Source organism: Streptomyces sp. DG2A-72 (assembly GCF_030499575.1).
In the GTDB taxonomy this organism is placed as follows: Bacteria; Actinomycetota; Actinomycetes; order Streptomycetales; family Streptomycetaceae; genus Streptomyces.
The window spans coordinates 7,918,239-7,940,153 of sequence record NZ_JASTLC010000001.1 but is presented as its reverse complement, the minus strand read 5'-3'; the positions used below and the strand labels follow the sequence as shown (position 1 = coordinate 7,940,153).

17 protein-coding genes are annotated in these 21,915 nt (G+C 66.6%); 4 read left to right on the top strand and 13 right to left on the bottom strand.

Annotated elements, in window-relative coordinates; translation table 11 throughout:
* Positions 1-40: 40 nt before the first annotated feature.
* The 6 genes from QQY66_RS37725 to QQY66_RS37700 form a co-directional block, all read right to left on the bottom strand.
* Positions 41-1,633: a cation acetate symporter gene (locus QQY66_RS37725; protein WP_301984835.1), complete on the bottom strand. Its 1,593-nt coding sequence runs from the start codon at positions 1,631-1,633 to the stop codon at positions 41-43.
* Positions 1,630-2,133, bottom strand: a complete 504-nt coding sequence (locus tag QQY66_RS37720) for a DUF485 domain-containing protein (RefSeq protein ID WP_301984834.1) — start codon at positions 2,131-2,133, stop codon at positions 1,630-1,632. The genes QQY66_RS37725 and QQY66_RS37720 overlap by 4 nt, the downstream gene beginning before the upstream one ends.
* A gap of 119 nt (positions 2,134-2,252) precedes the next feature.
* A complete protein-coding gene (locus QQY66_RS37715; RefSeq protein ID WP_301984833.1) occupies positions 2,253-2,933 on the bottom strand; it encodes a response regulator transcription factor in 681 nt (226 codons plus the stop codon).
* Entirely contained in the window at positions 2,930-4,090 is a 1,161-nt protein-coding gene (locus QQY66_RS37710) for a sensor histidine kinase (protein WP_301984831.1), read from the bottom strand. The genes QQY66_RS37715 and QQY66_RS37710 overlap by 4 nt, the downstream gene beginning before the upstream one ends.
* A complete protein-coding gene (locus QQY66_RS37705) occupies positions 4,087-4,611 on the bottom strand; it encodes a CcdC protein domain-containing protein (RefSeq protein ID WP_301984829.1) in 525 nt (174 codons plus the stop codon). Before QQY66_RS37705 ends, QQY66_RS37710 begins: the two co-directional genes overlap by 4 nt.
* A 473-nt stretch (positions 4,612-5,084) precedes the next feature.
* The gene (locus QQY66_RS37700) at positions 5,085-7,208 is read right to left on the bottom strand and encodes a type IIA DNA topoisomerase subunit B (RefSeq protein ID WP_301984827.1); all 2,124 of its coding nucleotides are present in this window, start codon (positions 7,206-7,208) and stop codon (positions 5,085-5,087) included.
* Between the two features lie 441 nt (positions 7,209-7,649).
* On the opposite strand from QQY66_RS37700, the gene QQY66_RS37695 reads away from it, so the two are divergent.
* Positions 7,650-7,880: a hypothetical protein gene (locus QQY66_RS37695; protein ID WP_155056247.1), complete on the top strand. Its 231-nt coding sequence runs from the start codon at positions 7,650-7,652 to the stop codon at positions 7,878-7,880.
* 96 nt (positions 7,881-7,976) lie between these two features.
* Here QQY66_RS37695 and QQY66_RS37690 read toward each other — a convergent pair whose 3' ends face one another.
* Entirely contained in the window at positions 7,977-8,846 is an 870-nt protein-coding gene (locus QQY66_RS37690) for a trypsin-like serine protease (protein ID WP_301984825.1), read from the bottom strand.
* Positions 8,847-9,388: 542 nt separating this feature from the next.
* On the opposite strand from QQY66_RS37690, the gene QQY66_RS37685 reads away from it, so the two are divergent.
* From QQY66_RS37685 to QQY66_RS37675, 3 genes are all read left to right on the top strand, one after another.
* A complete protein-coding gene (locus QQY66_RS37685) occupies positions 9,389-10,111 on the top strand; it encodes a hypothetical protein (RefSeq protein ID WP_301984824.1) in 723 nt (240 codons plus the stop codon).
* Between the two features lie 758 nt (positions 10,112-10,869).
* On the top strand, positions 10,870-11,061 hold the full coding sequence (locus QQY66_RS37680) for a hypothetical protein (protein ID WP_301984823.1): 192 nt from the start codon (positions 10,870-10,872) through the stop codon (positions 11,059-11,061).
* Positions 11,062-11,086: 25 nt separating this feature from the next.
* Complete coding sequence (locus QQY66_RS37675) at positions 11,087-11,335, top strand: hypothetical protein (protein WP_301984821.1); 249 nt, start codon at positions 11,087-11,089, stop codon at positions 11,333-11,335.
* 262 nt (positions 11,336-11,597) lie between these two features.
* Here QQY66_RS37675 and QQY66_RS37670 read toward each other — a convergent pair whose 3' ends face one another.
* The 6 genes from QQY66_RS37670 to QQY66_RS37645 all read right to left on the bottom strand — a co-directional run bounded on the left by QQY66_RS37670 (position 11,598) and on the right by QQY66_RS37645 (position 21,722).
* Positions 11,598-13,076: an AAA family ATPase gene (locus QQY66_RS37670; RefSeq protein WP_301984820.1), complete on the bottom strand. Its 1,479-nt coding sequence runs from the start codon at positions 13,074-13,076 to the stop codon at positions 11,598-11,600.
* Positions 13,073-14,311 carry a DUF262 domain-containing protein gene (locus QQY66_RS37665; RefSeq protein ID WP_301984819.1) on the bottom strand — a complete coding sequence of 413 codons (1,239 nt, stop codon included), beginning with the start codon at positions 14,309-14,311 and terminating at the stop codon, positions 13,073-13,075. The genes QQY66_RS37670 and QQY66_RS37665 overlap by 4 nt, the downstream gene beginning before the upstream one ends.
* Before the next feature lie 122 nt (positions 14,312-14,433).
* Entirely contained in the window at positions 14,434-17,403 is a 2,970-nt protein-coding gene (locus QQY66_RS37660) for a type I restriction endonuclease subunit R (RefSeq protein WP_301984818.1), read from the bottom strand.
* A 25-nt stretch (positions 17,404-17,428) separates the two neighbouring features.
* Positions 17,429-18,643, bottom strand: a complete 1,215-nt coding sequence (locus QQY66_RS37655; protein WP_301984817.1) for a restriction endonuclease subunit S — start codon at positions 18,641-18,643, stop codon at positions 17,429-17,431.
* Complete coding sequence (locus tag QQY66_RS37650) at positions 18,640-20,178, bottom strand: class I SAM-dependent DNA methyltransferase (protein WP_301984816.1); 1,539 nt, start codon at positions 20,176-20,178, stop codon at positions 18,640-18,642. The genes QQY66_RS37655 and QQY66_RS37650 overlap by 4 nt, the downstream gene beginning before the upstream one ends.
* Positions 20,175-21,722 (bottom strand): class I SAM-dependent DNA methyltransferase, encoded by a 1,548-nt coding sequence (locus QQY66_RS37645; RefSeq protein WP_301984815.1) that lies wholly within the window; start codon positions 21,720-21,722, stop codon positions 20,175-20,177. The genes QQY66_RS37650 and QQY66_RS37645 overlap by 4 nt, the downstream gene beginning before the upstream one ends.
* Positions 21,723-21,915 lie beyond the last annotated feature (193 nt).

Sequence of the window (21,915 nt, the reverse complement as noted above, 5' to 3'; positions counted from 1 at the left end):
TTCATACGGATGCCGGGCGCCCTCTTCTCCGCCGCCCCGCCTACACCGCCCCCGCCCCGGTCAGCGACCGCACTTCGGTCTCCGCGTGTTTGGCCTCGTCGGGTTCCTCCGCCGAAGTGACCGTGCCGAGCCAGCCGGCGACGAAGCCCAGCGGGATGGAGACCAGTCCGGGGTTCTGCAGCGGGAAGTACTGGAAGTCCACGCCGGGGAACAGTGATTCGGGGCTGCCCGACACCACCGGCGACAGCACCACGAGGACCACGGCTGGGATGAGCCCGCCGTATACGGCCCACACCGCGCCGCGTGTGGTGAAGCCGCGCCAGAACAGCGAGTAGAGCAGCACAGGCAGGTTGGCCGAGGCGGCGACGGCGAAGGCCAGGCCCACCAGGAAGGCGACGTTGAGGTCACGGGCCAGCAGACCGAGGGCGATGGCGACCACGCCGATGCCGACCGCGGCCGCGCGGGCGACGGCCACCTCGCTGCGCGGCTTGGCGTGCCGGCGTCGTAGGGACGCGTAGAGGTCATGGGCCACGGACGCCGAGGACGCGAGTGTGATGCCGGCGACCACCGCGAGGATCGTGGCGAACGCGACCGCGGCGACGATCGCGAACAGAACCGTTCCGCCAGTGGAATCGGCGCCGCCTCCGAGATCGAGCGCGAGCAGGGGAACCGCCGTGTTTCCGGCCGCGTTCGATCCCCGTACGGCATCCGGGCCGACGATCGCTGCCGCGCCGAAGCCCAGCACGATGGTCATCAGGTAGAAGCCGCCGATGAGCCCGATCGCCCAGACCACCGAACGCCGCGCGGCCCGTGCGGTCGGCACGGTGTAGAAGCGGGACAGGATGTGCGGCAGCCCGGCTGTGCCCAGCACCAGGGCGAGTCCGAGGCTCATGAAGTCGAAGCGGGCGGTCCAGTCGCCGCCGTACGTCAACCCGGGCGCCAGGAACGATTCGCCATGGCCGCTGCGCTCCGCCGCCGTCAGCAGCAGTTGGTCGAGGTCACCGTGGAAGCGCACCAGCACGAGCACGGTCAGCGCCGCCGTGCCGCTGAGCAGCAGAACCGCCTTGACGATCTGAATCCATGTGGTGGCCCGCATCCCTCCCAGCGACACATAGATCACCATCAGAGCACCGACACCGACGACCGTCCAGGCCTGTGCCGCCTCGCCCTTACCCCCCAGCAGCAGCGCGACCAGGCTGCCCGCACCGACCATCTGCGCCACCAGATACAGAACGGACACGGTGACCGAGGACGTCCCCGCCGCGATCCGCACCGGCCGCTCACGCATCCGCGCCGCGACCACATCGGCGAGCGTGAACCTCCCGCAGTTGCACACCAGTTCCGCGACCAGGAACAGCACCACGAGCCAGGCCACGAGGAAGCCCACCGAGTACAGCATCCCGTCGTAGCCGTAAAGGGCGATGAGCCCGGAGATGCCGAGGAATGAGGCCGCCGACATGTAGTCGCCAGCAATGGCAAAACCATTCTCCACCGGAGTGAAGAGCCGCCCGCCCGCGTAGAACTCCTCCACCGAACCCTGCCGGTTGCGGCTGACCCAGGTCGTGATGCCCAGGGTGACGGCCACGAAGACGCTGAACAGGAGCAGCGCCAGCGTCTGATGGTTGTCCGTCACGAAGCACCGCCTCGGACCTCACGCGTCAGTTCCTGGGTGTCCCACCGCAGTTCGAGCGCGGCCCGGTCCCTGCGCAGCCGAGCATGCCGGGCATAGGCCCAGGTCAGCAGAAACGTGGTGAGGAACTGCCCCAGCCCCGCGAGCATCGCCACATTCACGGCACCCGCCACAGGCCGACCCATCAGCCCTGGAGCAGTCGTTGCCATCACAACGAATCCCACGTACCAGGCGAAGAATCCTGCGACCGCCGGCACCACGAACCGCCGGTAGCGACTGCGCACTTCCCGGAACGCCGCGCTGCGTTGCACCTCGAGGTACACATCGGCCGCAGCCCTTTGCTCATGCTCCTCACGCGCGGGCGGAACGACCGGAACCGGCCCTCCGGCATCTCCCGACTCCCCCCAGCCCGAAGCGAGCGCGTCGTACCAGGGATCGTCGTACCGCACGCTTCCGGACTTCTCGGCGGGAGGTGGGCAATAGCCGCCGCTCTGCCCGGCCATACTCTCGGGTCCACCCCCGCCTACGCCGGAGCGACCGTTGCTTGAGTGCATGCCCAAGGATGGACAGAACGGGAAGATCCCCGACTCTTCTCCCCGCGCTCTTCACTCCATCAGGTGACTCACCCCGTCGGCGGCCGCGCCAGCCCTTTCGCGAACGCGTAACGCACCGCCTGAGCGCGGTCCTTGATCCTCGCCTTGGTGAAGATGTTGTTGACGTGGGTCTTGATCGTGGCCGTGGAGACATGCAGCTTCTTGGCGATCTCAGGGTTGCTGAGCCCTTCGGCGATCAGCTCCAGTACCTCGGTCTCCCGCGCGGTGAGCCCGTCGGGGGGCACCGCCGGCGCCGCTGGCGGTGCAGGTTCCGACAGCCGCTCCAGCAACCGCCGTTGGATGCTCGGCGACAGTCCCGCGTCCCCGGACAGCACGCTGCGCACCGCCCGGACGATCTCGTCACCTCCCGCATCCTTGGTGAGATACCCGCGTGCTCCCGCTCTCAGCGCCGGAAACAGGGACTCGTCGTCCGCGTAGGTGGTGAGCACCACGACCTGTGTCCCGGGATGCTCGCTCCGGATCCGTCTGGTTGCCTCCACTCCGTCGCAGCGGGGCATGCGCAGGTCCATCAGGACCACGTCCGGGGCGAGTTCGGCGACGAGCTTCACCGCCTCGTCCCCGTCTCCCGCGGCACCGACGACCTCGATCCCGGGGAGCAGCCCCAGCAACATCACGATGCCCTCACGGACGACGGTCTGGTCGTCCGCGACCACCACCCGGGCGGGCTCGACCTCCGCCTCCTCCGTCATGCGGGCACCTTCAGCGTCACCACGAACCCCTCCTTGTCCGGCCCGGCCTCCAACGAGCCACCCAGCAGTTCGGCACGCTCGCGCATGCCGAGCAGACCGTACCCGGCACCGGAACCGGCGAGTTCGCCGCCCGAGCCCCCCGACCCGCCCGAATCCCTTACACCCAGCGTGACTTGGTGTTCGCCGTACTCCAGCCGTACCTGCACTTTGGCGCCCGGTGCGTGCTTGCGCACGTTCGTCAGAGCTTCCTGCGCAACCCTCCGTACGGCCTGTGACGCCTCGGCAGCCAGCGGTCTGCGCTCACCCGTAACGGTGACCTCGGTCCCCGTGGCCGTATCCACGAGCTGAGTCAAGAAGTCCTCCAGCGGGGTCAGTTCGCCGCGCAGTGCAGAGAGGGCCTGCCGAGTCTCCTCCAGTCCCTCACGGGCCATCCCGCGGGCTGCCACCACGCGTTCCAGGATCTGGTCCCGGTCGGCGTCCCGCTCGATCAGCAGGCGTGCCGCCTCCAGGTGCACAAGCTGCGCCGAGAGGCTGTGTGCCAGTACGTCGTGGATCTCCCGGGCGATACGGGCCCGCTCCACGAGCGCCGCCGACTCGGCTTCGGCCGCCAGCGCCGCCCGCTCCTGGGCCAGCAGCCGCTGGGCGCTGCTACGGGCCTCGGCGTCCAGTCGCAGCACGTACCCGCCCAGGGCGAGCCCCGCCGCCGTGGCCGCGGTGGTAAGCCAGGCGTCGTCGTTGAAAACGGCATACGACGCAAGGCCGGCCGAGGCCACCGGTAGCGCGGCCGCGAGAGGCAGCCGCTCCAGCGCGGTGACGGCGCAGCCGCACCAGAGGACGAGGGCCGGGATTCTGAACCCCACGGCTTGGGCGGCGAGTGCAAGTCCCAGGAGCACCGTGACGAGTGCCAGGGACGACCAGAGCTGGTGCTCGAAGGTGGTTCGGTAGAAGGCCCAGGCAACGGCCGCAGCCACCAGCACCCCCACCGCGGCCCCGACGGCACCCCAGCCGTGGACCACACTGCCGGTGGCGACACCCCAGAGCAGAATGGCGAGCACGACCAGCCGGACGGCCGAGGCGAACAGTCGACGGGGCCGGGTGAGTTCCTTGCGGCTGAGCGCTTCCCGGGAAGGCCAGCGTGTCCAGGCGTTCTCCGTCACACATGTTCCTTCCACGCGGGCCGGGACATGGTGTCACCGTACGCCGGGCTCTGCTCGGGGGTCGGGCACAGGAATCGAGCGCGCCAGGTGAGGATCCCTCCACGGACGAGCAACGTGATCGCCAGAGCGAGGAGAAGGGCGGACGTGTCCTGCTTCACGCCCAACCCCGAACCGAGGGCGAAGAGCGCGAGGCGCAGGGCTATACCGGCGACCCAGACGACCACGCTCGCTCTGGTGCCTCTGCTCCATACCGTGCCGTCCGGCTCCGCCCATATGCGGGTGGTCCACGCCCACGCGGCTCCCGTGGCGAGGCCGACGAGGAGTTCGGCGCCGAGCAAGAACACTGACTCGGTGCGGTGATGGGCGTCGATGATGGCGGGCTCGCGCAACGCGAGGACGGTCAGGACTGCGGGGGCGAGCCACCAGCGCTTTCCCGTGCCGATCCGGCTTGCGCGGAACTGGCGCACTATCACCAGAGCGGCCACGGCCGCGATCAACAACGCGTCGACGAGCCCGGTCATCAAAGCCTCCGTGAGCGAAGAAGGACGGTGCCGACAGCGAGCGCTGCCGACGCCTTCGACGCTACGGAAATTCGCTGGTCAGGAGATCGGAGCCAGGGTGGATCATGGGTGGATCCGGCACCGCTGCCGCGTCCACCCACGGGTGGAGACGGCCGACTCCGACTCCGGTCGCCGGTGTTGTGGGCGGGGCGACGCGTTGCTCGGCAGCGGGCCGACAGAACTGTGGGCAGGGCGAAGCCATGCCCGACCGCGACCCCACAGAACTGCTCGCAGAGCGCCTCTGCCCGACAGCGGCTCGGCGGCCGGTCATCCGCACGGCAGCGCGGCCGGTGACCGGCACGCACAACGGCCATGCCGACAGCCACGGCCCCTGCCTCCACCCGACAGTGCCGCGACTCTCACCCGACGGCCCGCCACCGGCACCGTTTCCGGCACCGGACCGCCATCGTTTCCGGCCCGGCCGAGCGCAGCGGCTACGCGTCGATGCGGGACCGGTCCAGCGTCGCCGCCGAGCTGGAGATGAACTCCTTGCGCGGTGCGACGTCGTTACCCATCAGCAGATCGAAAACCTGCTCGGCGGACTCCAGATCGCCGAGGTTGATCCGGCGCAGTGTGCGGTGACGCGGGTCCATGGTCGTCTCGGCCAGCTGGTCGGCGTCCATCTCGCCGAGACCCTTGTACCGCTGGATGGAGTCCTTGTACCGGACGCCCTTGCTCTCGAACTCCATGAGCTTGTCGCGCAGTTCGCGGTCCGAGTACGTGTAGACGTACTTGTCCTGGCCCTTCTTGGGCTGGATGAGCTCGACACGGTGCAGCGGAGGGACGGCCGCGAAGACCCGGCCGGCCTCGACCATGGGCCGCATGTAGCGGTGGAACAGGGTCAGCAGCAGCGTCCGGATGTGGGAGCCGTCCACATCGGCGTCGGTCATCATGATGATCTTCCCGTAGCGGGCCGCGTCGATGTCGAAGGTCCGGCCCGACCCCGCTCCTATGACCTGGATGATCGCGCCGCACTCGGCGTTCTTGAGCATGTCGGTCACGGACGACTTCTGAACGTTGAGGATCTTGCCGCGGATCGGCAGCAGCGCCTGGAACTCGGAGTTCCGGGCGAGCTTGGCGGTGCCGAGCGCGGAGTCTCCCTCGACGATGAACAGCTCGCTGCGGTCGACGTCGTCACTGCGGCAGTCGGCGAGCTTGGCAGGCAGCGACGAGGACTCCAGGGCTGTCTTCCGGCGCTGCGCGTCCTTGTGCTGGCGGGCGGCGATCCGGGTACGGGCGGCGGCGACGGCCTTCTCCAGGACCACACGCGCCTGTGCCGCGTCGTCCCTCTTCGTGGAGGTGAGGAACGCCTTGAGCTCCTTGGTGATCACAGTGTTCACGATCCGCCGGGCCGCCGAGGTGCCGAGGACTTCCTTGGTCTGCCCCTCGAACTGCGGCTCGGCCAGCCGCACGGTGACGACTGCGGTGAGGCCCTCCAGGGCGTCGTCCTTGACGATGTCGTCCTCGGCGACGCGCAGCAGCTTCTTGCCGCGCAGCACCTCGTTCAGCGTCTTGGTGACCGCCTGCTCGTAGCCCGCGACGTGGGTGCCGCCCTTGGGCGTGGCGATGATGTTGACGAACGACTTCAGGGTCGTGTCGTAACCGGTGCCCCAACGCATCGCAACGTCGACGCCGAGCTCGCGGGTGACCTCGGTGGGGGTCATCTGGCCGTGGTCGTCCAGGACCGGAACCGTCTCCTTGAAGGTGCCCTGCCCGGACAAGCGAAGGACGTCGCAGACCGGCTTGTCGGTGGCGAGGTACTCGCAGAACTCGCTGATGCCCCCGTCGAAGCGGAAGGACTCCTCGCCCTTGCTGCCGTCTTCACCGAGGCCGAACTCGTCGCGGACGACGATGGTCAGGCCGGGCACCAGGAAAGCCGTCTGGCGTGCCCGCTGGTGCAGGTTCTCCAGGGAGAGCTTGGCGTCCTTGAGGAAGATCTGGCGGTCGGCCCAGTACCGCACGCGAGTGCCGGTCCGGGTCTTGGGGATCTTCTTGGCCTTGCGCAGGCCGCTCTTGGCCTCGAACTTGGCGTCGGGGCCGTCCGCGGCGAAGGCTCCGGGGGCACCGCGCCGGAAGCTGATGGCGTGCGTGTGGCCACTGCGGTCCACCTCGACGTCGAGCCGGGCGGACAGGGCATTCACCACGGAGGCGCCGACGCCGTGCAGACCGCCGGAGGCGGCGTACGAGCCGCCGCCGAACTTGCCGCCGGCGTGCAGCTTGGTCATGACGACCTCGATACCGGAGAGGCCGGTCTTGGGCTCGACGTCGACCGGGATACCTCGGCCGTTGTCCCGGACCTCGACGGATCCGTCGTCGTGGAGGATCACCTCGATGTGGTCGCAGTGGCCCCCGAGGGCCTCGTCCACGGAGTTGTCGATGATCTCCCACAGGCAGTGCATCAGTCCACGGCTGTCGGTCGACCCGATGTACATACCCGGGCGCTTCCGCACGGCCTCGAGCCCCTCGAGGACGAGCAGGTGCCGCGCGGTGTAATTGGAACCGTCCCGGTCTGCTCCTGCCAGCAGCGCTGTGGACGGCACGGACGTCTCGGCGGTCACGCGGTTCGCTCCTCGCTGAATTTCAGGTGGGGCCCTTCTGGGTAAGGGCGCGGCTTCGGTTGCCGCTCAGAGGGTACCGAGGCCTGGTAGAGCCGTTGTAACGCCACCCTCGTCATGAACTCACACTAGCCCAGGGTCGCATAGGTGTTCGATCCCTCGATGGAGTGAAGCACACATCACGTTCCCTTCCAGGCATGAACCATTTAGGCTCCGGGCACGTCCTCATGAACAACCGGCAACCCAGCCGGGAGGACCGACATTGACCGACAGCGCGAAACCGTAAGACACATAGACACGCAATACGGCACATTCGCCGCCAACCGGCAGCAGTCAGCCGCCCGCGAAGATTTTTTTCGAGGGAAAGCCACGAGCGGGAACGTTTTCGGGCTGGTTGGATGTTGACCCTGGTACGACAGCTCGTCGAGCTAGAGAAGAGGCGACGTGACTACTGTTCTGACCCCCGCGAGCCCGCTGACGGCCGCCGATCGCTGCGACCGCTGCGGCGCCCAGGCATACCTGCGCGTCGTCCTGCTGAGCGGCGGAGAACTGCTCTTCTGCGCCCACCACGGTCGCAAGTTCGAGCCGGAACTCAAGAAGATCGCCGCTGAGATACAGGACGAGACGGAGCGACTGACGGCCGCTCCGGCATCCGCCTCCGAAGAAGAGCGCTGACACCTCGCGTCCACGACGAGCCAGCACCGGCACAGGCCGGCCCGCGGGCGGCACCCCGACAGGGGCGCCGCGCGCGCTCGTACTCGGAGACCCTCCTCAGACCCGGCCAGGCGCCCCCGTGCGCCTCGCCCCTGGACTGCCGCCCCAGCCCAGCGTGCGCATGACCTCGGACACCCGCGTATAGACGCCGGGGCTCTCAGCGCGCCCACAGCCGCTCCCCCAGGACACAAGCCCGATCAGCTTCCCCTGTGCGACGAGCGGCCCTCCACTGTCCCCCTGGCAGGCGTCGTGGCCACCTTTCTCCTCCCCGGCACACACCATGGTGTCGGCGCCATAGGTGCCTTCGGCGCTGCCCGGATACGCCTGCTCGCAGAGGGCATCACGAAGCACATGCACGCGTGCCCCCCGTAGGCTGCGTGCATAGTCGCCGGAGCCTGTGACATCACCCCAGCCGTAGACAGTGGCGGCCGTGCCCGGTTCGTACGCCTGGTCACCGGCGGCCGCCATCGGGACGACCGAGCCTTTCGGGAGGGCCTGCGCAAGGGTGACCACTGCGAAGTCGCCGGCGTTGCTGACGCTGTCGTAGTCAGGGTTCACCCAGGTGTCGCGTACGGCGATCTCCCGCCCCTGGTCGGAGAGCAGGTCCGTACGGCCTGTGATGACCTTGAGGTCGCGCACCTGGTCCGGGGGCACGCTCAGGACGTCCTCGCCCAGACAGTGAGCCGCGGTGAGCACGGTGGTGGGGCCTACCACCACGCCGTCGCAGAACTGCCCCGCGCGCGTACCCCCGAACCGGTCACGGCTGGACAGCGCCACGGTCCACGGGCTCTCGGATATCTCGACCGGGAAACCACCGACGACGACGTTGTCCGCGGACACCGGGACGGCGGACACGACCGTTACGGCAGTGGCGGCGACCGCGAGAACCAGCGGCGGGGTCAGCGCCCGGGAAAAAGGAAAACGCATACACGTTCCTCACTCTGGGGTGGTCATGGAAAACCCAGGGTGATTCACAACTCCGGCCCCCGCACCCGCTCAGCGCGAAGGCCCGGCTCCCCTGGAGGGGGCCGGGCCTTCGGCGTCGTACGATCGCGACCTAGTCGAGGTAGTCGCGCAGTATGGACGTGTGAACGCTGTGCTTGACCTGCATAGATGCAGGTCGGGAGCGAGCGCTGGGGGTGAAATATCCTAGATTGAGAAAAACCGTCACGATCGCCGCCTTCGGCTGAGCCGGTAGGTGGCGTGGGTAGGCATCGGCGACTTGACCGTGCTCCCCGCCCTGGCCAGAGACGCGTGGAGCAACAGTACGACCAATACTTATCCCGTGTCCTGGCCTACCTGGGGCGATGCCTCGAAAGGCGACCGACCTGGGAAGATGCATCATCATTGGTTCCGGTCAGTTCCGGTCAGTTCCGGTCGTCTCTCGCTGTCTGGTGTCCTGATTGTGTCCAGCGCCGACTATGAAAACCTAATGCAGGCTCTGCGCGGGATGCGGGACGATCTACCGCATGGAATTTGAAGAGGCCAACAGGCTGGCGATTCGCGGCCTAGAGGCCCTGACCGAGCTGTTGGTCGGCGGCGCTGCCGACCACGCTCCAGCCCCCGAGAACCGCCGACCGTTTCAGGTCGGCTGGGGTTTGGTGGCCGCCCTGCACCGGCAGGCCGCCGCCGTGGTCTCTCTGCACAGGAACGGGCTTGCTCACGAAGCCGCGCCCAACCGACGTCTCATGGTGGAGTACGTCGCCCACCTTCAGTGGCTCGTCAGGGACGGCGAGGACACCGTGGACTCGATGAACAAGGCGCACCAGTTCAAGCACACCGGCCTCCGCCAGGCCGCCGACGATCGCGGGTATCAGTACGACGCTGACACTGCCAACGCTGTGCGGGACGCGGTGATCCCGGGCAGCCCAGCCAATCAGTACTCGCAGATGAACGCTCTCACCAAGAGGCTTGGCGGCGGGCTCTTCGAGTCGTACATCGGGGAAACCCAGCTCTCGCACGCCACTCTCACTGCCGCCGGGTGCTTCTACCGGGAGTCGGACGACACCATTGAGCTGACTCTCACGCCGACGTACGGCATCGAGGGTGACCCGATGGAAGCGTCGCCCTATCTGGCCTTCTATTTCCTGTTCTTTGGCATGATCGCGTTCAACGACCTGATGGTCGGCTCGCCCTGGACGGATGACCTCAAAGCCATCGGTGACACAGCTGGCCTGGCTGGCGCCATCTGACCTAGCGAAGGGCCGCGCAGCATGAGCTCCGCCGGGATGGGCGATACCCCGAGCCCGGCCTACGCGGCGGCAGGCGGCTGTTCGTCCTCATCTGCTGCTGCCGACGTCCCAGGCTCGTCCGTCGGAGGCGGGGCCTCGGGCTTCCGGAATCGATGCCAAGCATCGCGGGCCCGCCCAGCGGAGTCGAACACGTCTGGAAGTTGGTCGAGCAGCCCCTTCAGCGCGAAGAGGGAGATCGAAGCCACGCCAGCGACGGCCAGAACGAAGAGGATGGCTGCGCCGTCCACCGATCCTTACCTTCCCTGTCATGGGTCGGATCGGGTGCACAGGCAGCCTCGATCCAAACCCTTCGGTTTGGGTCGAGACACCCGCGCTGACGCGCACGCAAATGTTCTCGTTGTTCGACGCGGGCCTACTCTTCGGCCCTTCCTTGTCTCTGCAAAGCCACTGTGTCTCTATCCACCAACCGAGAACCAGCTCACGTCAGAAGGACACGGTGTCAGCGTTCTTGTCGAGCCCACCGCATCCAACCAGCTCAAGCTGATGGATAGCCCTGGTTCCCTAAACGGCGGGGCGCCCAGGTGCGCTCCGCTCGGCCACAGCCGCGCGGCCCATGCCCAGGTGCACGTACGGCTTGTCGCCGGCCGAGCCCGGCCAGGGCCTCCCGGATCGCCTCCGCCACATCGGATGTGCCCTCGGCTGGATGCCGGGAGCGTGGGGCGCACACTGGAATCAAAAACCTGAAGAAGCTGATCACGATGACTCTCCGTACCATCGCCCATCACCTCGGTCTGCCCGTCCGGCGTGACCCGTATGAGGTCGCAAAGATCATCGAGGGACTCCGCCCCACCCTGGACGAGCTTCCCGACGACAAGCGGGAGCGGCTCGCCGCCGAGTGGACCAAGGTCCTCAGCGAACGCCACTGGCACCGGCCCTACCTCCGGGACTGAGCGTCGGCGCGAAATAGTGATCACCATGGCCAGCGACGACGAAGAACTCTCGTTCGCGGCGGAGATCGACCCCGAGCTGGCGAAGATCCTGGCCGAGATCTGCGAGTACTGCGAGACCATGCCGCCCGAGGAGGCTCTCGATCTGATCAACAAGGGCAGGCGTAGAGACAGACCGACCTCGACACCCGCTATCAGTGGATCGGCTCGTTCCAAGCCGTCGCCGTCGAAGTGCTCGGACCGCGAGCGGAGGGCGGCCCGCGTCTCCGATCCCTGAGCCGTCGCCGTTCAGGGGATTGCCACGGTGAACAACCCGGAGGAGGTCAAGGCCATCAAGCGCCAGATCGCCCCCCTGGGGTGAATCGAGGAGATCACGACCCAACACGTCGTTCCTGCTCGACTCGTACGAAGTCAAGCAAGGTGAAACGCGCTTCGTCCCGCCTCATGCGACGAAGGATGCCTTCACGTCACCCCCGCAGCACATCCTGGTCTGAGGATGATTCGCTCCTCAGCCCTCACCACCTCCCAGTTGGCCAAGGTCACGGCGAAGGCGCCACGAGTGTGCGAATGCGTTCCATGAGCCGGTCAGTGTCCTTGCGGAAGCTCGGCGCAGAGCGGATTCTGCGCACCGCGAAGGAGATCAGCCGTACCTCGTCCACACCTGTGTGTTCGCTCACGACGGCAGGTTGGTCGTGGATGTTGGAGACGTGTGCTTCTTCCAGGGCGTGCTTCAGGATGTCCTCCGTCACGCCCAGTTCTTTCGCCGCCGCCCCCGTGCGTGTCTGGAGCAGCTGCATGACGACTGCCTCGGGATCGTGATGGCCCGGCAGGTACTCCAGCCACTCTCCCTGACGACCCGGTTCAGAGCGTGTGTCTCCGTCCAGCACGCCGAGAAATGCCACGGCCGGTCTGGTCGGTCCGAGGACACGAGCCACGGTTGCGACGGTGTCGGCGCCGCGCACGTCCTGCACGCACAGATGCGGGGCCAGCTCCGGCAGGTGACAGCGGAGCAGTTCCTCCAGCATCAGCCGGGCGAAACGGTCCTCGACCAGCAGCACTGCCTCGGTCCGCGGAGCCATGCCCAGCTTCCGGCTGACCTGAGCAGGAATGGCGCCGGCCGAGATGGTCGCCTGAGCCGCGGCGCCCACGCCGCGCTCGAGTGTGCGAAGAGAAGTGCTGGGCAGGCGGTAGGCGAACTCCGGGGAGTGCGAGGCAAGGACGACCGACAGTTCCATTTTGACCGCACGGGCGACGATGATGTCGAGCAGTCGTTCGCGAGCGCGGGGTGAGAGAAAGTTCTCGGGCTCGTCGAGCAGCACGATGCTGCCCCGCCCGACCCCGCGCAGGGCGCGCAGGATGACACAGGAGGCGAGCTCCCCCAGGCTCATCTGTTCGGGACCGTATGTGTCGCCGTGACGGCCGAGCTCGTAGTAGAACCAGGTGGGTGGCTCGCCGGAGGCAGGGGAGCGGCGGTCCAGCTCCTGGTGGGTGGCCAGGTCATAAGGGCGTCCCATGATGGTGCCCAGTGCATGGTCGAACCAGGCGCTGCGGGGGGCCTTCTCGGCCGTGGCGCGCTCGCTTTCGAGCTCGTGTGCCGGAACTCGGCTCACTTGGGTCAGCACATCGAAGCACTCCCGTGCGGTGTCGATGTACACACACGGGGCCTTGGCGTCGGCGAGTTCCACGTCGCCCGTCGCCGGTCCGTTGCGGTCGCTCTTCTGGTGCCGTGACTGGCCCGTCAGCCGCACGGCAGTGGGGTGCGGCACGCCGTCCGACGGGGCCTGCTGCCGCAGATGGCGTGCAAGCGTTCGCAGGAACTGTGTCTTGCCAGCGCCACTCACCCCGCACAGGAGGGTAATGCCCGGCGCCATCTCGGCAGTGAGCGAGCCGAGGTGCGCGTGCCCGTCGATCTCGACCCTGCGCAGGGGTGAACGCACCTGGCCACTGGCCAGTTTGCGGTAGTGGTTATTGATCTGGGCCCGGCGGAGGACCTCCTCATCCTCTGCGTCCCGGCTCAACTCCACTCCCCCCAGGACTTCAGTGCCCCGTCTTCCCACAGCACTTGGTCGATCCTGTCTTCTGTGAACGGTGCGTCATCTGCGCTGGTCAGCGCCGCGTACATGCGCAGCACGTCCGGCACGGGGGAAGTCCGGCGCGACGGGGCGCCGCCTGTCGCCACAAGGAACAGCCAGCCGATGGCATCCCGCAGCACCGTCGACTCGGGTGTGTGGGCGCCCACCGCGGCCACTTCGTTGAACCGTTCTAGCAGGGCATCGTACGGCAGTTCACGGAAGGCGGTCCTGAGTGGTGGAGTCGCTCCGGGCCCGAGCTCGGCGGCTCGCCTCCGACGTTCCGGCTCCAGCCATTCGAGGAGAAACCCGAGGTGATGTTCGGCGCCAGGGCCGAACGCACGCCGGGCCCGGACCATCACCAGCATCCAGCTCAGCAGAGTCGGTTTGGTGAATCGAACGGCAGGCATGTCGAGTGCGGGCAGTGACAACAGTCCCTTGAGTGCGTCAGCCACCTCATCTCGGGTGCGGTCGGCCACCGCGTCACCGGAGCGCAGGCGGTGGTTCAGTTGCTCGCTGCCGACTGCCGCGGCCTGGACGCTGCCTGCTTCTACGGCGACCAGCACTCTGCTGATCACGTCCTCGTAGGCCAGGCCGACGTTGCCGAAGCCAATGCGCTCTTCCCCCAGGCCCCAGTCGGCCGCCGAGACCACGAGGACCCGGACCTGCTCGCCGAACGAACCTGATTCGACGAGTTTGCGTCCCGCTTCGGTCAGTCCTGCTTCGGAGTTGAGCCGCAGCAGGGCGGTACGCAACTCAGCGGGTGGCAGTTCGTCGAGCTCCAGGAGCACCAAAGGGTAGTCATCGATCGCGGTGCGCAGCCCCTGCGGCAGGGCGTCGTATGTCTGTCCATCGGATTCCCGCAAGGCACGCGCCGGAGGGGTGAGGCGGCCGTCGACCAGTAGGTCGCCGCGTACGAATTCCTCTAGCGCCGCCAGACGTCGCTGACCGTCGAGCAGGACTCGTGATCCGTCCGCTTCACGCGCAACGAGCAGCGTGCCGATGGGCCAGCCGCGCAGCACGGAGTCAAGGAGCACGTGCTTGCGGTGGTCCGACCACTCTGCGCTACTGGACGGCTCGGAGGTCTGGCGCAGACTTCCGTCGCGGAGCTGGGCGAGCGCCTCGCGCACGGTCACGACGGTGGGCCGGGTTGCCGACGCGCGCAGGTCGTGAGCCGGGGTCATGACAGTCGCCTCCTCTCGCGTCTGGGCTGGGTGCCGGCCTGGAAGGCGCGGGTGAAGTCCATGCCTGATGGCACGATACGGCCGAGCACTGACATCCGGTGGGTCATGATCCGAGGGCCGCCTCAGTAGTACTGCCGGATGTAGTCGTACGCCTTCTGGAACAGCTCTTCGTCCCGTTGCAGCTGGTAGCGGACCAGTGTGCGGCGCAGCGCCTTCTTCACCTCGCGCTCACCGCCCGCAGTGTGCTGCCACCCCGGGAACCGCACCGCGTCGACGATGCTGTCGATCTCCTCGACGAGCTTCGCCACCGCCACAGGTGTGCCCTCCGGGCGAGACGATTCGAACAGCCGGGTGAGAGCGTGCTTGCCCCGTTCCCTCGGATCCTGCTCCTTCTCATCAGCCTCTGCCTGAGCTTCTGCCCGCGCGGTCTGTTCCGCCAGGCCCAGCAACTGGTAGAGATACTCACGGCTCACCAGCTGACCCGCCTCGTACTGCTGACGCAGTCGCTCCAGCTTCTGTGCCAGGGAGTCGAAACGCGGTTCACCGCGGCGACGACCAAGCCGGTCCTGAAGCCGGGGCTCAAGCTGCCGGATCCCCCGGTCGGGGACGCGTTGCAGGTACTCGGCCATCTTGGCGTCGATGACGAGTGTCTCGAGCCGTTGGGGTGGCACGTCCGCGTGAATGTGGGCGTTGACCAGCTCGCGCGTTTTGGGGCCGAGCACCCGCCACAGCAGAGGGCTCGTGGCGTTGCTGGGCCGTACGGAGTGGTGCACCTTCGCAAGCCAGCGGTAGTCGGCAACGTGCGCGCTCAGCCGCTCGTCCGGGGCCAGCGCCTCCCACAGCCGGGACAGTCGGGCGAACGCCTCTGCGAAAGCCTGTCGTGTCCCGTCGTCGGGCAGCTTGTCCTGAGCCGCGAAAAGGGCCTCGTAACCGTCCTCGGTACGGTCGACCCCGGGGAAGAAGTCCAGGCACTTGCGAAGGGCGCCGGGGAACTGATCCCACAGCTCCTTGATGCTGGTAACCGCACGCTCGACAGCCCGCTCGTCGAAGCGCATTGCCTGCCCGAGGCGGGCGAAGACACCGAGGTAGTCCACGATCAGACCGTGTGACTTCGCCTGATCGCTGCCCGGCCGCCGGTACGGGCGGTTCACCCGGCAGACGGCCTGGAGCAACGTGTGGTCATGCATGACCTTGTCCAGGTACATCGTCTGGGCGATCGGGGCGTCGAAACCGGTGAGGAGTTTCGCCGTCACGATGAGGATCTTCAGCGGATCGTCCGGGTGGCGGAAGCGGTCCAGCAGCGCCGCCTCCTCGTCTTTGTCCCGCCCGAAGCGCTCCTGGATCTCCTCAGGCTGCCCCTGGGTGGACATCACGACCTCGCTGGTCTCCGGTCCCAGCAACGCGTCCAGTTGCTTCTTGTACAGGACGCACGCTTCCTGGTCGAAGACGACAACCTGCGCCTTGAAGCCCTCGGGCTCCACTTTCTCCCTGAAGTGACGTGCGATGTCCTCGCACACCATGCGAATCCGCCCATCGGCCTTGATCAACCACCCCATACGAGCGGCCCGATTAGTCACGGCGGCCTTCTCACGCGGGGACAGACGCTCGGCGAGCTTCTTGAACTCAGCGTCAATGACATCGCCATCGATCTGGAAGCGCGCGTCACGCGGCTCGAAATGCAGCGGGAGCGTCGTCCCGTCACGCAGTGAATCGGCCTGGGTGTACCGCGAGAGGTAGCGGCCCTCGTCCTCCTTGTAACCGAACGTCTTGAAGGTGTTGACGTCGGTTCGGTTGATTGGGGTGCCGGTCAGACCGAAGAAGACCGCGTTGGGCAGGGCCTCGCGCATTCGCTGTCCCAGATCCCGGTCCTGGGTGCGATGCGCCTCATCGACGAGGCAGACGATGTCACGGCGTGCGGACAGGACGCGGTCAAGGCTCTTGAATTTGTGGACCGTGGTGACAATGATCTTCCGCTGGCCCGTCGCGAGCATCTCCCCGAGATTGTCACCGGAGCCCGCCGTGACCACGTTCGGGATGTCCGAGGCACCGAAGGTGGAAGTGATCTGGGTGTCGAGGTCCAGCCGGTCCACCACTATCAGCACCGTGGGCGCACCGGTGCGCGGATCGGTGCGCAGCGCCTGAGCTGTGAACACCATCAGCAGAGACTTGCCAGAACCCTGGAAGTGCCACACGAGTCCCTGCCGGGGCGCGTCCGGGTCGTGCGCCGCGGCGGCGGCACGGTCGGCCATCCGCCTGCCAGCCTCGTATTGCTGATAGCGGCAGATGTTCTTGATCTTCCGGTGACGGTCGTCAGTGCTGTAGACCGTGAAGTTCCGGATGATGTCCAGAACCGTCGACGGACTCAGTAGACCGTCGACGGCCTGACGGAGGTAGTCGGGGCCGGGCTCGGGATGTTGCTTCCGCAGCCCCGGGGACCACCACGGGCTCCACAGGTGAAGGGGCAGCCGGAGGCTGCCGTAGCGCAGATCGCGTCCGTCGATGGAGAAACACAGGGCGTTGGGGACGAAGAACTCCGGTACGTCGGCCTGGTAACCGTCGAGTTGGAGTGCCCCGTCGGCCCAGGTTATGCCAGCACGTGTGGCGGACTTCGCCTCACCCACGACCAGGGGAATCCCGTTGACCCACAGCACATGATCGAAACGGCGCCGGGTGGCACCGCGGCAGAAGGCAACCTCCGTGCTGAGGTGGTAGCGGTTGCGGGTGGGGTCATCGAAGTCGACCAGCTGGACGGAGACATACTCGTGGTCCGGCCCGAAGGGCATCGACTTCTCGCCGAGCAACCAGGAACGGAAGTTCTCGTTGGCCTTCACCACGCCTTCACCACGTGCCGACCGGATCAGCGCGGTGAGCTGGTACAACACCTCGTAGGCGAGCTCGGGATCGGCCGAGATGGCCGGGTTGAGACGAACCAGGGCGTCGCGCAGCTCGGACTCGACGAGGACATCCTGCTCGGCCCGGTCCGGCTGAGTGTCCTGCTGGACCCACGCGAGCTCCGGCAGGGCGGTGAGCCGGTCGGTCACGAATGCCTGGACTGTGTCCTTCTCGCTGAACATCCCCCGCCCCTCGCTCACCCTCAGTCGTCCTTCACTCCATATCTCACGCGCTGCAGTCGACCGCCGCCGTCCTTGTTTCCGCCGACGCGCCAGGGCCTTGCAACAGCACGTTCAAGGTGCGTTGCATCAGATTACGCGTCTGTGTCAGGTCCTCGGCGAGGGTGGTGCGCAGTTCGCGGGCGGCTTCGAGCCGCTCGACCACACGTTGCTGGATGGAGAGAGGGGGGACGGGGATCGGCTGGGCCGAGAGGAGGCCGGCGGGGAGGTGGGCGATGTTAGTCCCGGCGGACACCCTGGCGAAGGCCCCAAAATGCTGGCAGCGGCGGAACCAGCCAAGCGCAAACTCCGGCAGAACGTCATCGCCCGCACGGAAGCGCAGCAACGTCTTCTGGAAACAGCAGTTCTCGATCTCCCCTCCATACATTGCTGCTCGCCCGACCTGATCACGGCTGCTGTTACCTTCAACCAGCAGTACGTCTTTCGGCCGCAGCGCATACTTAGCGAAGGCAGCGGAAGCGAAGTTCATCTCCAGCACGTCATCCAGAAATAGCTCGTCGTCCCCGACATTTGCGACACGGAGGTACGGGCGCATGTCTGCACCTGCGTGCACCTTGGGCGATCGCATGAGCCCCAGCTGCACCTCCCCCGCCTCACCCACTCGCTGCACAGGCCACCCCGGTTCGTCATACAGCTCCGCGAGTGCCACGAGCTCTGCCTGCCGCGCGGCCTCCAGCGCGGTGGCCTTCGCCCGCGCGGTGCGCTCGAACGACCACAGAAGGTCAGCGATCCGCCGCTGCTCGGACGGCGGCGGGAGAGGGAACTCGTACTTGGCGATGTCAGGCCAGTTCACATAGGGGTTGACTGACCCGCGTGACCAGTACTCGGAATGACGGTGAAAGGAATCTGCCGTCATCAAGAAAGGCAGCATCTCCGGGAGAAGCTCACCTGGCTCCGCACTTTCCAGCACGAACGTGGTGTTCGCGCAGACCCCCTCGAACTCTGCGTAGGAGACCTTGCGTAGATAAGTCCGTCGCGATCCGTAGAGCACCTGACCTGGGCGGAATCTGCGGTGGAACGCAGGTCCGAGGGAGCTCCCCTTCACGTCTCCCCAACGGGCGATATGCAGCTGCCGGGAGTCCATATGCTCCCCGGCCACGAACCGCTCCAACCCGTCTGCCACGGGATCCGTCAAGTCCTTCACCTGCCGGACCAGCGATCCGAACCGCACGGTGGGCCAAGCCCCTTGCTGCACGTTCACTCCCCTCCCTTCAACTGCGCGATCAGCCCGGTCACGTGACGAGCCACGTTGGTGGTGCGTGCCTCCCACTCCGCGAGTGCCTGTCGCAGGGGCACCTGTTCGTCACTCGTACTGTCTGACGGTGGCGTGCCGATGATGCGGTTTAGAGCCAGGTCGGCCTCTCTGCTGAGCAGCATGTCCAGGTCCATGTCCCGCGAAAAGCCGTCAATGTTCTGGCAATCGCGATACGCCGCCAGAATCTCCGCGATGTGCTCCTCGCTCAGGAATGACTGGCCTTGCACTCGCTCGAACAGGTGCGCCGCATCGATGAAGAGGACCTTCCTCTCCCGCTCCGGCCTCTTTCGGGTGCGCAGCACCACCACGCACGCCTCCATCGGCGAGTTGTAGAAGAGCCCCGGCCCGAGCCCTAGCACACACTCCAGGAGATCGGACTCGATCAGTTTCTCCCGCATGGCCCGCTCGTCCTCCCGGGAGAGCACACCGTGGGGGAAGAGGATGGCGCACCGGCCCGTCTCGGGGTCCAGTGAGGCGGCGATGTGCTGGAAGAACGCGTAGTCCGCTCTCCCCTGGGGCGGTACGCCCCACATGTTGCGCTGGTAGGGGTCCTTGGCGAAGAGCGGGCGGTTCCACTGCTTGATCGAGTACGGGGGGTTGGCGAGCACCACGTCGAAGCGTTGCAGCTGGTCACCCTCGAAGAACAGCGGTTCGGCGAGTGTGTCACCGCGCTCGATGCGGAAGTTCTCAATGCCGTGCAGGTAGAGGTTCATGCGGGCGATCGAGGAGGTCATCACGTTGAACTCCTGCCCGTACAGGGTGAGCTGGCGATGGTCCTTCCCCTGGCGCTTCAACTCGGCCGCCGCGGTGACCAGCATGCCGCCCGTGCCGCACGTGGGGTCGTAGACCGTCTCCCCGGGCTCTGGTTCGAGCATCCGGGTCATGAGCTGGACCAGTGTCCGGTTCGTGTAGAACTCCTGAGCCGTGTGCCCGGAGTCGTCCGCGAACTTCTTGATCAGGTACTCATACCCTCGTCCGAGTTCATCCTCTGGGACCCGGGCCAGGGAGAGCACCTGGGTGGAGAAGTGTTCCAGCAGGTCACGAAGTGTGGCGTCGGAGAGTCGTTCGGTGTTCGTCCACTGCGCATCCCCGAAGACTCCCCAGAGCTGCTCCTGGTTGGCCTTCTCGATGGCCTTCATGGCCTGGGCGAGTGCCGAGCCGAGCCCAGAACGGGCCTCCCTGACGTCTGCCCAGTGGTGGCCCTCGGGGATCTGAAACTGGTAGTTCTCCTCCTTCACCACCAGCTCCGCGTCCCCGTCGTAATCGGCAAGGGCCTGCTTGCGCTCCTCGTCGTGCACGTCACAGATCCGCTTGAAGAAGAGCAACGGGAAGATGAACTGCTTGTAGTCACCCGCGTCAATGAGTCCCCGCAGCCGGACCGCCGCGCCCCACAGATAGTTCTCCAGCTCCCGCTGGTCCAACTGCCCCACCGTCACATTCGTACCGGGCAGCACGTCCGCCGCGCTCCTGGCGTTGCTCATCCGAGGAGCCCCCATTCCTTGAGCTGGCCACGCAGTTCGTTCTCGGCCGCCACAGCGTCCGTCAGGGCGCTTTCCAGGACAGCGACGGCTTCACTCAACGGGGGCAGTCCGGCCGCGCGGTCCTTTCCGACGTAGAGCGGGATGCTGAGGCTGCCGTCGTTCCTCTCGATCTCCGAGAGACCCACCAAGCGGCTGCGCTCCTTGATGTCCGCGAAGGCGCGGTACCAGCCCAGGATGCGGGAGGTGTGTTCGGCTTCCAGCACGTTCTGTTTGCTCGCCTTGCGCAGCTGGTCGGAAGCATCGATGAAGAGGATCTTCTCTCGTCGGTCCTTCGGTTTCTGCGCGCGCAGCACGAGAACGCAGGCAGCCAGTTCCGCGCCGTAGAAGAGGCGTTCCCCCAGTCCAATGACCGCCTCGATCGCGTCCGACTCGATGATCTTCCTGCGGATACGGGCTTCGGCGCCGTCCCGGAAGAGGATGCCCTGCGGCAGTACGACAACTGCCCTGCCAGTGCCGGGCCGCATCGAGGCGAGCATGTGCTGGACCCAGGCCCAGTCGGCCGTGCTGCGCGGCGGAACGCCTGTCTCACCGCGTCCGTAGGGGTCCGACGCCCACCCCTTCTCGCCCCACGCCTCCAGCGAGAACGGAGGGTTCGCGATCACGCAGTCAAAGGTCCGCAGGCCCCCATCCGAGGCAAAGAAGCGGGGCTCGCGCAAGGTGTCTCCGCGCTCCACCCGGAAATCATCGATCCCGTGCAGGATGAGGTTCATGCGGGCGATGCCCGAGGTCGTGAGGTTCTTCTCCTGGCCGAAGACCTTGTCATACAGCCGTTGGAGTGCCACTCCCTTTCGAGCGAAGTGGTGGGCGACCTCGATCAGCATCCCACCGGTACCACATGCCGGGTCGTACACCGTCTCGCCCGGCTCCGGGGCGAGGATGTTCACCAGCAGCTCGACCACGGCGCGAGGCGTATAGAACTCGCCGGCCTTCTTGTTGGACAGATCCGCGAACTTCTTGATCAGGTACTCGTACGCCTGACCAAGAAGATCTGCGTCGGCCTGCGCATCGCCGAGGAAACGTGCGGAGAAATGGTTGAGGAGCGCTCGCAGCACGTGGGGCGGGATCCGATCACGGTTGGTCCACGGTGTGTCACCGAAGATTCCGTCGAGGGTGTTCGGGTTGGCCTTCTCGATCGCGCGGAGCGCGTCAAGGAGCGCACGGCCGAGCTTCTCATCAGGCGCCGCTACGACATCGTCCCAGCGATGGCCCTCCGGGATGACGAAACGGTGCTGATCCGCCTTGGCCGCGAAGTCACGGTCCCCATCGGAATGTGCGAGAGCGTCGTCGAACTCCTCGCTGTAGACATCGCACAGACGCTTATAGAAGAGCAGCGGGAAGATGTAGCTCTTGAAATCTGCCTGGTCGACCAGCCCCCGCAGGAGATGGGCAGCGCCGAGCAAATGCGACTCCAGCTCACTGAGCGTGAGCCCTCCGGCCGCATCTGGCAGCAGTTCCAGCTGCTCAGACGCTTCCTGCTGGGCCACAGCGAGACTCCATTCTGCAACGTAGGGTAAGTGAAGATGCCCGAAGCGTAGCGGTTGGTTGCTGTCTCCCGGACCGCCCGTCAGGGTATCTCCCGGAAGCCATCAGCGGTCGATCAGGGCCGGGGCTTGAGCCGGGCCGGGAGGTAGGGAATAGAACATCAGGGGAAGCGGCAAGGCGATTCGCTCTGGCGTT

What these genes read in the sequence shown, in the direction of transcription:
- QQY66_RS37720 (WP_301984834.1), bottom strand. Translation starts at nt 2,133, where the DNA reads ATGGCCGGGCAGAGCGGCGGCTATTGCCCACCTCCCGCCGAGAAGTCC.
- QQY66_RS37715 (WP_301984833.1), bottom strand. Translation starts at nt 2,933, where the DNA reads ATGACGGAGGAGGCGGAGGTCGAGCCCGCCCGGGTGGTGGTCGCGGAC.
- QQY66_RS37705 (WP_301984829.1), bottom strand. Translation starts at nt 4,611, where the DNA reads ATGACCGGGCTCGTCGACGCGTTGTTGATCGCGGCCGTGGCCGCTCTG.
- QQY66_RS37690 (WP_301984825.1), bottom strand. Translation starts at nt 8,846, where the DNA reads ATGCGTTTTCCTTTTTCCCGGGCGCTGACCCCGCCGCTGGTTCTCGCG.
- QQY66_RS37685 (WP_301984824.1), top strand. Translation starts at nt 9,389, where the DNA reads ATGGAATTTGAAGAGGCCAACAGGCTGGCGATTCGCGGCCTAGAGGCC.
- QQY66_RS37680 (WP_301984823.1), top strand. Translation starts at nt 10,870, where the DNA reads ATGACTCTCCGTACCATCGCCCATCACCTCGGTCTGCCCGTCCGGCGT.
- QQY66_RS37675 (WP_301984821.1), top strand. Translation starts at nt 11,087, where the DNA reads ATGGCCAGCGACGACGAAGAACTCTCGTTCGCGGCGGAGATCGACCCC.
- QQY66_RS37665 (WP_301984819.1), bottom strand. Translation starts at nt 14,311, where the DNA reads ATGACCCCGGCTCACGACCTGCGCGCGTCGGCAACCCGGCCCACCGTC.
- QQY66_RS37650 (WP_301984816.1), bottom strand. Translation starts at nt 20,178, where the DNA reads ATGAGCAACGCCAGGAGCGCGGCGGACGTGCTGCCCGGTACGAATGTG.